Below are 14,247 nucleotides of genomic sequence, written 5' to 3'. Positions count from 1 at the left end.
ACTGGCTCCTCCTGTATTCTGACTTCTTTTATCATTGTTTTTCTTCTTCCTGATTGGTTTCCTCACTGGGAGTTTTCATCTCCTCCTTAAAACCTCGTAGGGTTTTGCCCAGTGCAGTTCCCAGTTCGGGAATTTTTTTTGGCCCAAAAATTAGAACAGCGACTATGGTAATTACAGCGATTTCTGGCCATCCCAGTCCAAACATATAAATTTCCTCTAAGGCATCTGTAATTAAATATAGACATTGATGGCTCAAATCTGATGAGTTCGCCACTGATAAGCGTTCGACCCTCTTGCAGAAACAGGGTATAAATAAAATCAATATAAATAAGTCTTTTTGCCCTCAAAAACTTTTGCCAAAGCAACTTGGCATAATCTGGAAAAGAGGCTCAGTCTGTGATTGACCAACTCAAATCCGTGAAAAGTGCGACTAAATCTCCTCAGTCTATTCAGCCTGTAACCTTGTCAGAGCTAGAGGTGTTGCGGCTGAATTAAAATCAGGACTTACGCAAAAAAGTAGTGAAAGCCTTGATTTAGCGTAGGGGCAATTCATGAATTGATTGCCCCTACATTTGGTAGTTGATGCGTAAGTCCTAAAAATGTAGCAGTTTCTAGTAATAGAGCTATTACCTAGACTTGATAGAGAAACTTTTAGTGTGCAGTCTTTAAGGCTATTTTTTGATAAGAGTATAAATCTTTGATATAAGCGTGAAAATACTTCCCGTGTGAAGAAGCAGTCATTAGTCGCCTATAAATAGCTTCTGGAACTTTAAAATACTGATATATGCCTCGACTATGAAACTTAATTTCAAGTGTGCAAGTTGTGGCATCGTAACCAACACTTTGCAAATCGCTTGAGCTAACTCGTGTTCATAGCATTCTTTATTCCTATAGAAAAATAAATGTCAGGTAAAATTACTCACCTGACAGTCCATCTTGAACTAATGCATTAGTCTTCAACCTTTAGGCGGGTGCGGGTCATTGCCGTAGCTGTTCCGCTCTCGAATTTCCCCTTCTCGGTTATGTATTAATAATTCTGACTGCTGATTAATAGCAATCTCACGCCCTTTCTCAATGGCTTCTTGCTGGGTGTGGAATATTTTAGTAGCCTTACTAGCACCCTCAGACTTAACTGCCCAACCTTCAGAGTGAGGGACGATATGTTGGTTTTTACCTTTAGACATTAGTGATATTATTTATACTTAACTACTTTTACACCTTAACACAATCTTTACTAATGTAAGTATCTTGTAGTAGAAACAATATTAAATAATTATGAAATAGTTTTTGTTGTTCTTTGAAAATCAACTTTTAAAATTATTCTCCCTCAAAAGGGGAGCATCCCAATTTTGTCAAAAGACAGAGGACTGTTACAAAAACCCTGTATAAACCTCTTTCCTTTGTGTTCTTTGCGTCCTTTGCGTCCTTTGCGGTTCGTTATTTCATTCTCCGTCTAAGTCAAAATACCGGATGAAAATAAACTTGCACATTTAGGATGCTCCCCTCAAAAGTCATTTTAATCTCAATTTTAGATTTCAATATTAATACCAATTAATTTGAGAGAGCCTTTTTTAAAACAGTCCTAACTGGACTCCGTGGTTTTTATTATTAGCATTTTCTGTTGCTATTGATGGTAAATCTGCTGGAGGTTCAACAACTAAAGGAGCATTTTCTTCAAATCGCAGTTTTGAGCTTATGATGTAGTCTTCATCAATCTCAAAAGCTAACCAGCATCTTTGTAAAGTTTCTGCAACTCGACCTGTCATATTAGAACCAGCAAAAGGTTCTAAAACAATATCACCTGGTTCTGTACAAAGGTTGATGACAAACTCTGGTAAAGCTTGAGGGAATCTTGCCGGGTGTGGCTTAAAACCTTCTTGTTTGCAACGCCTTTGGTAATAATCGTTAGAAGCAGTATTCGAGGCAGAAATCACATTTACGGGCTGGACTAAATCTTCAAATAAAATTTCTTGTATAAGAGTCTGTTCCCCTATTTGTTCTTTGTCTGTGCTAGAACGTCCATCAATAATATTCGGCGGGATAGCTCCTCCCCTGTCTTTCCCAAATTTATTGGAAATATCATGGCCTGATGGTCTAACTTTGGGTTTATAGCCATTCTTCAGAAGGTTTTTCATTGCATCACTATAAGGCTTTAAAACCCTTCTATTATTAGCTTTAGGATGTGGTTCTTTTGACAGCCACCAAATTGTATTTACCGAATCTTTAACTCTTTCCCTGCGAACTGTTACCCATTCGGCGGGGGTGGGTAATTTTGCTGGATTATACCAATACAATTCTTGTGCCAGATAAAATCCAAGTCCACCTTTTTCTTTTGCTTTGCACAAAGCAATAACCAGTTCAAAATGATAAAGAGAACGAACTGGCATCCCCTTAATCCAACTGCCACCTATATCAATAACCAGTGAGCCTGTTGGCTTAAGAATACGGTAAAACTCTGCCGCATAATCTTTAAACCATTCAACATATTCATCGGCATCAACATTTCCGTATTCTTTTTTCCGAACCAGTGCAAATGGTGGAGACGTACAAATTAGGTCGATACTTTCGTCGAAAATACCTGCCATTAATTCTAGGCTGTTTCCCAAATAAGCAGCACCAAATTTTGTTTCGTAGTAAGGGTTACAATTAAGTCTCATCTCAATTTTGTTAGTACATTTATACGGTCTATGAAGACAGTATTATCCATAAAAGTCTAATTTATTACTAGCCCTGGCGACTAGAAGTCGCGGCTATACAGACAAAACCCACCGACCTGGGTTAAAAACCCTTCATTTTGTATTAATTAGTCCACGGAGGTGGACTTTGCTTGTGTAGTAGCGAATTCTATTCGCCTAATACTTTTTAAATATGCTCTAACTGTTAACTGTTAGCTATGTTTTTGATCAATTTGTTGGATGAATATGGCAATGTGCCAAGTGTCTGCAATCATAATAGTACAGAAGTTCTATATCGAGTCTGGTCGAGACAGAACTGGACACCTTTAATAGAGCAATGATGAGCGCAACTAATTTCTAATTGGATTGGTAATTGGCAAACCTAACCAATCGCTTAATTCATTAGCTAGCCATTCCAGTTCCGCTTCAGATTTGATAGCACCACTAATACCACCAAGTTGATATTTTTTTACTCCTACCCAAATATCTAATTGTGCTGGAACGGCAATTCTAGTGCCTTCAGAGTCTTTAGTAAAATGTTTTGGAATGTAAACTAACTTAGTAATACTTTTTCTTGGCGATGCACGGGGACGATAAAATTTCCAAGCAAACAACTCCCAGGTTAGGGTAATTTGTTCTGGATTCAGGCGTAAGCAGATGCGTCCAAATAAATGAAAGAGAAATTTATACACCATGAAAAAGCCTGCACCCCAAAAAGGAAGTGAAAACAAGGCAAAGGGGATGTTGACAGGAAAAGGTGCCGAGAGTGCGCCAATTGTCCAAAATAAGATAAATGAATTCCAGACGATCGCAAATAAACCTGTGAGTACTATTGATGAATCAAAACCAGTCGGTGGAACGATAATTTCTAGAGAATTCCCATTTTTGGTTAGTTGAATCTTACTCCCATCTGGTTTGCCAACAATCAAAGCAGGTGAGTTTGTCTGTTGTGGTTTCTCTAAGGCGGCGATCGCTTCGGTAGCAGAACTCAAACGCCGTTCTAAACTGGGTTCAATCATCCACTTTAGCCAATTGGTAAAGCTGGGACTCAGATTAGCCGCTTGTTGAAACTGAATGCGAAAATCCTTTTGGGGTAAATCGGCTGGGTAAGTACCCGTCACTAAATAAATTAAGGTTGCACCTAAACTATAAAGGTCAGATGCGGCAACGGTACGTCCGCCAAATTGCTCCTGTGGCATATATCCATAGGTTCCTACCACAGTTCTTGTCCCGCTTTCTGTGGCGAGGACAGTCTGCACTGAGCCAAAATCTACCAGGTAAATTTGACCGATACTATTACCAGAGCGATCGCCCAATAAAATATTACTAGGCTTAATATCACGGTGAATTACAGGCGGATACAGCCCATGTAAATAAACGAGAATCTCTAAAAGTGCTTTGGCTATCTGCTTGACTTCTGCTTCTGTAAAAGTTCGCCCAGTTTGTAAATATTGCTCTAAACTTTGGGCAGGGATATAAGTTTGTACTAGGGCAAATCCTTTGATGTTTGGTAAATTTACCTCAAAATAGTTTAAATAGTGAGGAATTAAAGGATGTGACAAAGATTTTAAAATTTCAGCTTCCCGCTCAAACAGCTTGAGTGAATCCCATTCAAAGTCACCACCAAAAGAGAGTAACTTGATGACAACTAATTCTTGAGTTTGCAAATCACGGGCTAACAACGTCCGCCGCCCTGCTTTTTTTCCTAATAGCTGCTGAACTTCGTAGCGTAGACGCGTAGCGTCTTGTCCGTGAACATCACCTAATATTTCGCCAATCATTATGGTTTCTGATAATGCTAGGGTTGAAAAGTTTTTAGCGCTTATGGCTTTTCAATTTGGCAAACCGATATCTTTAGTATAATTGCGTAGTTCTATGCCCTCCCAACTTTGGCCTTATATTACCCCTGGTATTCCCGATGAATTATTTGAACATTTGCCAGGAATTCCCCTGAGCCAGCGAGAAGTCCGACTACTATTAATTGCCCAGCTGCGACTAAAATCAGATTCTGTGTTATGGGATATTGGCGCAGGGACAGGTACAATTCCGGTAGAGGTGGGGCTATTATGTCCAGGTGGACAGATTATCGCTATAGAAAGGGATGAAGAAGTAGCTAATCTGATCAAGCGTAACTGCGATCGCTTTGAAGTGAAGAATGTCGAAGTAATTGAAGGTAGTGCCCCAGAGTGTTTGCATGACCTCAAAGTTACTCCTCACCGCGTTTGTATTGAGGGAGGACGCCCCATTCAGGACATTTTGCAAGCAGCTTGGCATTATTTGCCGCCATCCGGTCGGGTTGTAGCCACAGCTGCTAATCTAGAAAGTCTGTATGCTATTTCTCAGAGCTTTTCCCTGTTAAGGGCTAGAAATATCGAAGTCGTACAGTCTGCGGTGAACCGCTTAGAGACGCGCGGCTTTTCTCAAACCTTTACCGCCGTTGATCCCATTTTTATCCTCAGTGGTGAGAAACTGGATTAGGGAATGGGGCATGGGGGAGGCAGTGTGGTCTTGGGGTTTCCCCAAGTGGAGCAACTGTCGTCATGGGGCATTGCAAGAGGCGGCAAGGGAAGGGGAAAAACGGAGATGAGGAAGTAGGGGGAGCAGGGGGAGCAGGGGAAGCAGGGGAAGCAGTGGAAGAAAGGGAAGCAGTGGAAGAAAGAATAACTAATTAATTAATGCCTAATGCCTAATGCCCAACGCCCAATGCCCCATGCCCAATGCCCCATGCCCCATGCCCCATGCCCAATGCCCCATGCCCAATGCCCAATGCCCAATATTTAATACTTCTATGCCTTGGTCTCGGATTATTAGTGGAATTGTTGCGATCGCTCTTGCTCTTTCTGTTACCCTTTTGGGGGGTTGGTACTTTACCATCATGTTTGCAATTGTGGTCTTCTTGGGTCAACAGGAATATTTTAATTTGGTGCGAGCCAGAGGCATTACTCCTGCTGCTAAAACCACTATGGCTGCTAGCCAAGTATTACTGATGATTTGTACCCTTGATGGCAGTTTAGCTGATGCTGTGATGCCAATAGCTGGCACACTTATTTGTTTTTACCTGCTATTCCAGCCCAAATTTGCCACGATCGCTGATGTTTCCGCTTCTATTATGGGGCTATTTTATGTAGGTTATTTGCCGAGTTACTGGGTGCGCTTACGAGCAATTGATAGTGCTGCTTTTAGCAATCTCCCTTTCGGAGGTTATTGGCCCACAACCTGGACAGATTTCTGGGAAAAGGCAAATTCCGCTTCTTTAGGACAAGGTTTTACAGCAACACTGCTGACTTTTTTGTGTATTTGGGCAGCCGATATCGGTGCTTACACCATTGGCAAATTCTTTGGGAAAACCCGTCTGTCTGAGATTAGCCCGAAAAAAACTGTCGAAGGTGCTGTCTTTGGTATCATCTCCAGTGTTGCCGTAGCCATAGCAGGAGCCTATTATCTACACTTGCCCAGATCCCTGTTCACTGGTTTAGCATTGGGTTTGCTGATTGGCATTGCTAGTATTTTAGGGGATCTTACCGAATCTATGCTCAAGCGGGATGCTGGTGTCAAAGATTCTGGCCAGTTAATTCCCGGTCACGGTGGTATCTTAGACCGTACCGATAGTTATATTTTCACAGCTCCTTTGGTTTACTATTTTGTGACACTATTGTTGCCGCTTCTATAGCGGTTCTCAGTTGAGTTCAATACAGACCTTACAAGAACAGCCCCAACCCTTGTAGGGCTTGTCATTACCCACATTTTTGTAACAGTTAAAGTATTGCACTAACCCACATTCCGCCCAGAACTTAAGTTCCGGGCTAATAGCTCAAGTCCACTCAAGTGGACTAAAATTCTTGTTTAGTCCTCTCAAGAGGAATTGAGCTATTAGCCTGGGAATTTTATTCCGAGGCGGGATAGCAACGAAGCGGGGATTGTCCCCTTGTCCTCCTCATCTCGCCCTGCTCTCTCAGGGGATGAGAAACGCCATATCATTTAAAATAGGGTATTAGCATTTTTTTATTTCTAATCATCAAGGGTTAACGTTAATCCGTCCACGACACACCAGCTTGCCTGGGATCAGCGTTAGTTCTTGGATATCGACATCTGAGCCAAGATCCAGATTGTACTCATGATTGTCCGCTAATATATCTCCTTGGTCAGGCTTGATTTGAATATGTGCCACTTGCAACTCATGTCCACTGAGTAACTGTAAGCCCAGAAAAATCTCTAGAGGTGTGGTTTCACTATTCGTTACTCTCACGCCTCGCAGTATAATTTGATTGTTATCAAGGATAATTTCTTGCCAATTAATTGGTTGTGACTGTGGGTAATGTGTTGGTAAAACCTTAACCAGTAAATCGCTCAAAGCAGTAGATAATAAGTCAGATGAGAGAGAAGCATTGAGATCCTTCTCGTCTACGATCAAATCGCCAACCACTGGTACTGTTTCTAACACTTTAAGTGGCTGTCCCTTAAGTAGCGAGCCGATATTTATCCGAATATTTTCTGCTATTAATTGAATTTGTGTAATCAGGAGACCTCGATAAACCGCATGAGTAGCAAAAATAGATACCGAGGGGATGCGCCCAGAGAAAATTTGGCGATCGCTCGCTTTAATCTCCACTTCTAATTCCGATATTTGGCTCACTTGCGCTCTCAACCAGAGCTTTAGTGCTGTTGTGAGTCCCTGCGTAATTATGCGGATTTTATTTGAATTTGTGGTTTGGGGATTTTGCTCTGGCATCTAACCAATCTAATTAAACAAGCTTTAAATGTAACATTTATGCCTACTCTCTACAAAATGCAAATATCATTTAATTGTTAGTAAATAAGCAATTTCCACATGGAGGCACGGTTACAAAAAATTCTCGCTCAATGGGGTATCGCCTCACGTCGTGAAGCCGAAGAAATGATTAAGGACTCACGGGTGCAGATCAATGGGATATTGGCACATTTAGGTCAAAAAGTTGATCCCGAAAAAGATGCGATCGCAATCGATGGTAAACCCGTACCGAAAAAGCACCGTCCGGCTTTAATATATCTATTGCTGCACAAACCTGCGGGAGTGGTTTCGACTTGCTACGACCCTCACCGCAGACCGACAGTTCTAGATTTACTACCGAAAGAATTACGAGAGGGTTCAGGTATTCACCCAGTTGGACGTTTAGATGCAGACTCTACAGGAGCATTAATCCTGACAAATGACGGAGAACTGACATTTGGACTAACCCATCCACGTCACAGTATTTCCAAGACATATCGTGTTTTGGTCAAAGGATATCCTCCAGAAGCAGTGCTGCAAATGTGGCGTCAGGGTGTGATGTTGGAGGGTAGAAAAACCAGGGCTGCCAAGGTACAGCTAATAGAACGTTGTGCCGAGCAAAGCGTTTTAGAAATAGTGTTGCAGGAGGGAAGAAATCGCCAAATACGCCGGATAGCCCAACAGTTAGGATACCCAGTAATCAAACTGCATCGGACTGCTATCGGTTCAATTCAATTACAAACTTCAAAAGAACCCTTTTTAGATGAGGGTAAATATCGTTCCCTCAAAGATCATGAGATTCACTTTTTGCAAAAGCAGATAATGCAACCTATTAAAGATTCAGCAGAGTTAAGGAGCGTCAGTAGCCATGAAATGGCCAAGAAAGAAGAATAATCACCAGCCATCACCTTCATTAGAGCAACAACGATCTGAAAAGTTGGCAGAATTAGGCGCTAAACTTTGGGCATTGCGTCAAGAACAGATTCTATCTCTAGAGCAAGTGGTTGTATTGACCAGGATTCCCCGGCGATTATTACAGGCGATCGAAGAAGGTAATTTAAACGAACTGCCAGAACCAATCTATATTCAGGGTTTGATCAGACAATTTGCCGAAGCACTCGGCTTGAATGGAGTAGAATTTTCTAGCAGTTTTCCGATCGCTTCTGCACAAATGAACCCCCAAGGTATGGGAAATATTTCACCCCTTAGTCAACTACGTCCGATTCATCTTTACTTTCTTTACATATTCCTAATCGTCTGCTCTGTAAATGGCTTATCTCAGTTATTAAATAACGCTGTACTACAAGCAAGTAATAGCCAAAACCAGCCATACCCACAACAAAAGTCCGTTGTTAAACCAGAACTAGCCCAACGACAAGAGTCAGTTAAGGTTCAACCGATCAGCGATCCCCTTAGCGGCATCCACCAGGGGCAGGCTGTACAAATTGGTGTCACTTTGAAAGCATCATCTTGGATTCGCGTAGTAGCTGATGGCAAAACCGAGTTTGAGGGTATTCTGCCAGAGGGAACTCACCGAACTTGGAAAGCCCAAGAGCAATTGACAGTGAAAACTAATAATGCTGGTGGTGTGTTGATGAGCGTCAATCAAGAAAAAGCCAAGGAAATGGGAGAGCCTGGGAAGGAGGAAGAAATTAGGATTGCTGCTAAACCTAAGTTGTGAGATGAGGGAGAAATCAATTCAAAATTCAAAATGACGATCTCTAGGAGACGCTCTTACTAGCTTGCTTCCCCGCAGGGGTACGCGAACTCGCTCTCCGTGACGCTAACAAACTTCAAAATTAAAGAAAAAGACTGAGGAAGATGAGGGAGATGAGGAAGATGGGGGAGTGTTTTTTCCCTTGCTGCCTCATCTCCCCATCTCGCCACTCCCTACTCCTCATTGTGCTTGCGGGGCGCGTCCATTGAGTCTCGTAAGAACTTTTAAGCGATCGCCTAATTCTTCTGTCAATGCTGCTGCTTGATAGCGCCACTCCCAGTTACCCTCAGCAACACTGGGAAAATTCATCCGCGCTTCGTTTCCTAATCCCAAAACATCTTGCAAAGGAATAATCGCTTGGTTGGCTATGGAACTCAAAGCTAGGCGAATTAAATCCCAGTGGATGCCTTCAGGACTAATACAACCTAAATAAAGTAACAGGTTTTGTTTTTCGTTGTCGTTAGCTGTATTGAACCAGCCTACAGTTGTGTCATTATCGTGAGTGCCCGTATAAACTACAGCATTTCTTGGGTAATTAAATGGTAAAAATGGATTATCGGGATCAGAACCAAAGGCAAACTGCAAAACTTTCATCCCAGGAAATTCATACTTATCTCGTAGTGCATCAACCTCTGGTGTAATTACTCCCAAATCTTCCGCTAAGACAGGTAGCTTGCCCAACTTCTGCCTAATCACTTCAAAAAAAGCATCTCCAGGCGCTTGGACCCATTTACCATTCATGGCAGTTTGTTCACCTTGAGGCACAGACCAATAAGCCTCGAAGCCCCGGAAGTGGTCAATGCGAATTATATCTACATAATCCAGCATTGCCTCAAAGCGCTGTACCCACCATTTAAAGTCTTGTTTTTGCAATTCCTCCCAGTTATAAACCGGGTTGCCCCACAATTGACCGGTGGCGCTGAAGTAATCCGGTGGGACCCCTGCCATTTGGGCAGCTTCTCCAGTCTCTTCATCTAAGCAAAATATATCGGGATGCGCCCACACGTCGGCACTGTCGTGAGCTACGTAGATGGGGATATCGCCGATAATGTCAATACCGCGCATATTGGCGTAGCTTTTCAGGTCTGACCACTGCCGGAAAAACTCAAATTGAACAAACTTGTAATAAAAAATCTCTCCGTTGAGCCGATCCTCTGCCTGAGCTAATGCTTCCGGTTTCCGCTTGACAAGTTCTCGCTCCCATGTATGCCAGTTTGCATTCTGGTTGGCATCTTTCAGCGCCATAAATAAGGCGTAATTATCTAGCCAATAGGCTTTACTGTCACAAAAACCTGCAAACTCTTTATGCTGAATAGGCGTAGCAGTCGCTTTAAAGTTTTCACAGGCTTTTTTGAGTAGCCCAATTTTAATCGGCACAACCTGGTTGAAATCTACCTTTTCTACCGGAAATCCTGGTAAATTTGCAAAGTCTTCTTCAGATAGCAAACCGTCTTCTAAGAGTTTTTCTGGGCTAATCAGCAGAGGATTTCCTGCCATTGCGGAGTAGCACATATACGGAGAATTGCCGTATCCAGTAGGGCCTAAGGGTAAAACTTGCCAATATTGTTGATGGCTCTCTTTGAGAAAATCAATGAAGCGATAGGCTTCTAAGCCTAAATCTCCAATACCAAATCGACTGGGAAAGGAAGTAGGATGCAGCAAAATGCCACTGGATCTAGGAAAAGGCATATTTAACCTGAATTATGGGAAGAAGCGATCGCATCAATCTATCACGAAACAGTATTTACAGGGTAAATCAAGTAAACTCATGTTGATTGTCATTTGTCTTTGGTTGATTAACTAATGACTAATGACCAATGACTAATGACTAATAACTATGACTTACCGAAATCCTACACCGACAGTTGATATCATCATTGAATTAGTAGACCGACCTCATCGGCCAATAGTGTTAATTGAAAGACATAATCTACCTTTAGGTTGGGCTATTCCTGGTGGTTTTGTGGATTATGGGGAAGCGGTGGAAGTGGCGGCGCGGCGAGAAGCTGAGGAAGAAACGGGTTTGCAGGTGGAGTTAGTTGAACAATTACTAGTGTATTCTGACCCCGATCGCGATCCGCGTCAGCATACTATTAGTATTGTGTTTTTGGCGACAGCTACGGGGGAAGTTGTGGCTGGGGATGATGCTAAGGGTGTAGGAGTTTTTGAGTGTTGGCGTGTGCCTGGTAATTTATGTTTTGACCACGATCGCATTTTGCGCGATTATTGGCGATATCGGCATTATGGGATACGTCCGAGGTTGGGGTAGGAGGGACGAACCGCGTTCGCGCAGAGGGCGCAAAGAGTGGAGGGGAGAGGAATACCTGTGACACAAAGTTTTTGTGATTATACTGTGTCAGTGGTATTTAAAGGTGCATTATGAACGCTGAGGAACTTTTAGAGAAATACGCGGCAGGCGAACGGAAATTTCATTCAGTAAATTTGAGTCAAGAAAATCTCAAAGGTGCAGACCTCAGTGAGATAGACCTTACTAGTGCAAATTTGACTGGAGTTGATTTAAGTGGGGCAAATCTCAGCAAAGCAAAGCTTAATAGTACAAATCTCACTAACGCATCTTTAGTAGATACAAAGTTGAATTCGGTAAGTGCTTCTTCAGCAATTTTTGCTTGGACAGACCTCTATGGTGCTGACTTAAGTCGGTCAACTCTGAATAGCGCAAATTTGAATTATGCAAACTTAGAACAGGCAAACCTAACAGCTATAGACCTAAGTAATGCACAATTAATCAATGCAAACTTAGATACAGCAAATTTTAGTGGAGCAAACTTTAGTAGTGCAAACCTGACTGCGGCTTCTTTAGCTGAAGCTAATCTCAGTAAAGCTAATCTAACTAAGGCAAATTTGGGTCAGGCGTACTTAACTGGATCTGACTTAACTCTAGCAAACTTAACTGAGGCAATATTGAAAAGTGCTAACCTTCAAGGAGCTAAACTTCATAGAGCGAATTTAAACCAAGTTGATCTATCAGGTATAAATTTGGCTGGTGTCGATTTGACAGAAGCATCTCTTCAAAGTGCAAACTTTACAAAAACATTTCTCCAAGGAGCAAATTTAGAAAGAGCCAATCTGCGATGGGCAAATTTAATCAAGACAAATCTTGATGGAGCAAATTTGAAAAGAGCAGATTTAACTGGTGCAAAAACTTACGGCATGAGCTTTAAAAATGCAGACCTAACTGGTGCGATAATGCCAGATGGAGAAGTCTACAAGCCGATCGCAGCTGAGGCGGAAATCGATAAACAGGAAACATCGTTAGAGAAAGTAATATCTATGACCCGTAAAGTAATTAATACTGATAACGCACCCGCACCAGTCGGCCCTTATAATCAAGCGATCGCAGCTTCAGGTCAATTTCTATTCATAGCTGGACAAATTGCCATCGATCCCCGCCTTGGTGATGTCGTCTACACTGATGATGTCAAAAAACAAACTGAGCAGGTATTAGCTAACCTTGAAGCCATCCTCACAGCAGCCGGTGCGACTTTTCAAGATGTGGTGAAAACCACCGTATTTTTAGCTGATATGAATGACTTCGCGGCGGTGAATGCCGTATATGCTAAATATTTTCCGGAAGATACAGCCCCAGCGCGGGCTTGTGTTCAGGTATCGCGCTTACCTAAAGATGTGTTGGTAGAAATTGATGCGATCGCTGTGATTAGCGGTTAGGAGAAATAGAACAATTGCTAAAGCTGATTTCAGAGAGATAAATCATGAACATTAAACTCAAACCTGAACATGAGCAATTTATCCAAGCCCAAATTGCTAGTGGGAAATTTACGAATGCAGATGAAGTTCTTGATGTAGCATTTCAACTGCTAGAAAAATTAAATTCTGAGTATGTCCAATGGGTGGAAGAAACCCGGCAAAAAGTTGATGTCGCAATTGCTGAAATTGAACGAGGGGAAGTTTTGGATGGTGAAACTGTAGTGATGCAGATCCTCGAAAAATTCCAAAAGGCGCGTGAGGCTTAGTAATGAGTCGCTATGTCATTTCACTATCTGCTAGTCGCGACTTAAATGAAATTTCTGATTACTTTTTAATCCAAAACCTGGAAGCAGGAGAAAAACTATTTAGAGAATTTAACAATAAATGTCAAAATTTAGCGGTGTTTCCAAATATGGGACGCAGCTATGCTCATATTAAACCTTCATTACGTGGCTTGCCGCTAGATGGATATGTAATTCTGTACCAAGTGATTGATGATGGGGTAAAAATTTTGCGCGTTGTCAGCGGTCGTCAAGATTTAGAATCTTTATTTGCAGAGTCGGATGAAGAGTAAAGCAAAAAATTTTGTTAACTAGGATGAAAAAATATAAAGATGTTCTTTGGCTTGCTGTAAAGTGCAGATAAAACTGTGTTAATTACCTCTCAACAATGGCGATCGCCTCCATAATTTTGGGGATACTGAAATTAAGTATCCTAAAGGAGTATTAAAAATGGCAGAAAATCGCATCAGTGCCAACCTAGCCCCAGCAGACAAAGAAGCAGTCATGCAGGCGATCGCTACAATTAAAGAAAAGTTACCATTTTTGGTTGATTTGACCCCTGAAGATCGGCGAAGAATGCTAAAGATGGGTATGACTGGGCGATCACACATCGCGGTCAAACTTACCGCTTAATGAAGCGTTACGAAGAAGCCCTACAAGACTTTGACCGCGCCATTGAACTTAACCCCAAATATGACTGGGCGATCGCAAATCGCGGTCAAACTTACCGCTTAATGGAGCGTTACCCAGAAGCCCTACAAGATTTTGACCGCGCTATTGCCAAATATGACTGGGCGATCGCACTTCGCGGTGAAATTTACCGCTTAATAGAGCGTTACCCAGAAGCCCTAGAAGATTTTGACCGCGCCATTGAACTTAACCCCAAACTTGACTGGGTGATCGCAAGTCGTGGTCAAACTTACCAATCAATGGAGCGTTACCCAGAAGCCCTAGAAGATTTTGACCGCGCCATTGAACTTAACCCCAAACTTGACTGGGTGATCGCAAGTCGTGGTCAAACTTACCAATCAATGGAGCGTTACCCAGAAGCCCTAGAAGATTTTGACCGCGCCATTGAACTTAACCCCAAACTTGACTGGG

At 42.2% G+C, this 14,247-nt stretch carries 19 protein-coding genes; 12 read left to right on the top strand and 7 right to left on the bottom strand.

The window, feature by feature from the left end; all coding sequences use genetic code 11:
- Positions 1 to 31: 31 nt before the first annotated feature.
- From tatA to V7K36_RS15940, 4 genes are all read right to left on the bottom strand, one after another.
- Positions 32 to 205 carry a twin-arginine translocase TatA/TatE family subunit gene (gene tatA, locus V7K36_RS15955; protein ID WP_196527662.1) on the bottom strand — a complete coding sequence of 58 codons (174 nt, stop codon included), beginning with the start codon at positions 203 to 205 and terminating at the stop codon, positions 32 to 34.
- A gap of 446 nt (positions 206 to 651) precedes the next feature.
- Positions 652 to 849 (bottom strand): KTSC domain-containing protein, encoded by a 198-nt coding sequence (locus tag V7K36_RS15950; protein ID WP_334831646.1) that lies wholly within the window; start codon positions 847 to 849, stop codon positions 652 to 654.
- Between the two features lie 107 nt (positions 850 to 956).
- Positions 957 to 1,184, bottom strand: coding sequence for a DUF2188 domain-containing protein (locus tag V7K36_RS15945; RefSeq protein WP_334831644.1), 228 nt, complete (start codon positions 1,182 to 1,184; stop codon positions 957 to 959).
- A 387-nt stretch (positions 1,185 to 1,571) separates the two neighbouring features.
- Positions 1,572 to 2,657, bottom strand: a complete 1,086-nt coding sequence (locus V7K36_RS15940; RefSeq protein WP_335117267.1) for a DNA-methyltransferase — start codon at positions 2,655 to 2,657, stop codon at positions 1,572 to 1,574.
- 236 nt (positions 2,658 to 2,893) lie between these two features.
- On the opposite strand from V7K36_RS15940, the gene V7K36_RS15935 reads away from it, so the two are divergent.
- Entirely contained in the window at positions 2,894 to 3,016 is a 123-nt protein-coding gene (locus V7K36_RS15935; RefSeq protein WP_335117265.1) for a hypothetical protein, read from the top strand.
- Positions 3,017 to 3,025: 9 nt separating this feature from the next.
- On the opposite strand, the gene V7K36_RS15930 is transcribed toward V7K36_RS15935, so the two are convergent.
- A complete protein-coding gene (locus tag V7K36_RS15930; protein WP_335117263.1) occupies positions 3,026 to 4,456 on the bottom strand; it encodes a serine/threonine protein kinase in 1,431 nt (476 codons plus the stop codon).
- 94 nt (positions 4,457 to 4,550) lie between these two features.
- Here V7K36_RS15930 and cbiT point away from each other — a divergent pair, with 94 nt between their 5' ends.
- The 3 genes from cbiT (at position 4,551) to V7K36_RS15915 (ending at position 6,345) form a co-directional block, all read left to right on the top strand.
- Positions 4,551 to 5,153: a precorrin-6Y C5,15-methyltransferase subunit CbiT gene (gene cbiT / locus V7K36_RS15925; RefSeq protein WP_335117261.1), complete on the top strand. Its 603-nt coding sequence runs from the start codon at positions 4,551 to 4,553 to the stop codon at positions 5,151 to 5,153.
- Between the two features lie 62 nt (positions 5,154 to 5,215).
- On the top strand, positions 5,216 to 5,347 hold the full coding sequence (locus tag V7K36_RS15920; RefSeq protein WP_334831637.1) for a hypothetical protein: 132 nt from the start codon (positions 5,216 to 5,218) through the stop codon (positions 5,345 to 5,347).
- Between the two features lie 116 nt (positions 5,348 to 5,463).
- Positions 5,464 to 6,345, top strand: a complete 882-nt coding sequence (locus tag V7K36_RS15915; protein WP_335117359.1) for a phosphatidate cytidylyltransferase — start codon at positions 5,464 to 5,466, stop codon at positions 6,343 to 6,345.
- Positions 6,346 to 6,690: 345 nt separating this feature from the next.
- On the opposite strand, the gene V7K36_RS15910 is transcribed toward V7K36_RS15915, so the two are convergent.
- Positions 6,691 to 7,404, bottom strand: coding sequence for an LmeA family phospholipid-binding protein (locus tag V7K36_RS15910; RefSeq protein WP_335117259.1), 714 nt, complete (start codon positions 7,402 to 7,404; stop codon positions 6,691 to 6,693).
- 99 nt (positions 7,405 to 7,503) lie between these two features.
- Between V7K36_RS15910 and V7K36_RS15905 the strand changes: the two genes are divergently transcribed.
- Entirely contained in the window at positions 7,504 to 8,316 is an 813-nt protein-coding gene (locus tag V7K36_RS15905) for a pseudouridine synthase (RefSeq protein WP_335117257.1), read from the top strand.
- Entirely contained in the window at positions 8,291 to 9,103 is an 813-nt protein-coding gene (locus V7K36_RS15900) for a helix-turn-helix domain-containing protein (protein ID WP_335117255.1), read from the top strand. Before V7K36_RS15905 ends, V7K36_RS15900 begins: the two co-directional genes overlap by 26 nt.
- Before the next feature lie 216 nt (positions 9,104 to 9,319).
- Here V7K36_RS15900 and malQ read toward each other — a convergent pair whose 3' ends face one another.
- Positions 9,320 to 10,828, bottom strand: coding sequence for a 4-alpha-glucanotransferase (malQ, locus tag V7K36_RS15895; protein ID WP_335117253.1), 1,509 nt, complete (start codon positions 10,826 to 10,828; stop codon positions 9,320 to 9,322).
- 148 nt (positions 10,829 to 10,976) lie between these two features.
- On the opposite strand from malQ, the gene V7K36_RS15890 reads away from it, so the two are divergent.
- The 6 genes from V7K36_RS15890 to V7K36_RS15865 all read left to right on the top strand — a co-directional run.
- Positions 10,977 to 11,408 (top strand): NUDIX hydrolase, encoded by a 432-nt coding sequence (locus V7K36_RS15890; protein WP_335117251.1) that lies wholly within the window; start codon positions 10,977 to 10,979, stop codon positions 11,406 to 11,408.
- Positions 11,409 to 11,518: 110 nt separating this feature from the next.
- On the top strand, positions 11,519 to 12,826 hold the full coding sequence (locus V7K36_RS15885) for a Rid family detoxifying hydrolase (protein WP_335117249.1): 1,308 nt from the start codon (positions 11,519 to 11,521) through the stop codon (positions 12,824 to 12,826).
- A gap of 44 nt (positions 12,827 to 12,870) precedes the next feature.
- The gene (locus V7K36_RS15880; protein WP_335111614.1) at positions 12,871 to 13,131 is read left to right on the top strand and encodes a ribbon-helix-helix domain-containing protein; all 261 of its coding nucleotides are present in this window, start codon (positions 12,871 to 12,873) and stop codon (positions 13,129 to 13,131) included.
- Between the two features lie 2 nt (positions 13,132 to 13,133).
- On the top strand, positions 13,134 to 13,439 hold the full coding sequence (locus V7K36_RS15875; RefSeq protein ID WP_335117246.1) for a type II toxin-antitoxin system RelE/ParE family toxin: 306 nt from the start codon (positions 13,134 to 13,136) through the stop codon (positions 13,437 to 13,439).
- Between the two features lie 157 nt (positions 13,440 to 13,596).
- Entirely contained in the window at positions 13,597 to 13,779 is a 183-nt protein-coding gene (locus V7K36_RS15870; protein ID WP_335117244.1) for a hypothetical protein, read from the top strand.
- Positions 13,779 to 14,247 (top strand): tetratricopeptide repeat protein (locus V7K36_RS15865; RefSeq protein WP_335117242.1); only part of this gene is annotated, 469 nt, incomplete at its 3' end. The genes V7K36_RS15870 and V7K36_RS15865, both read left to right, overlap by 1 nt.

The sequence above is a fragment of the Nostoc sp. genome, assembly GCF_036919555.1.
Taxonomy (GTDB): domain Bacteria; phylum Cyanobacteriota; class Cyanobacteriia; order Cyanobacteriales; family Nostocaceae; genus Nostoc.
The sequence above is the reverse complement of the archived record's forward strand: the minus strand, read 5'-3'. Positions and strand labels throughout refer to the sequence as shown.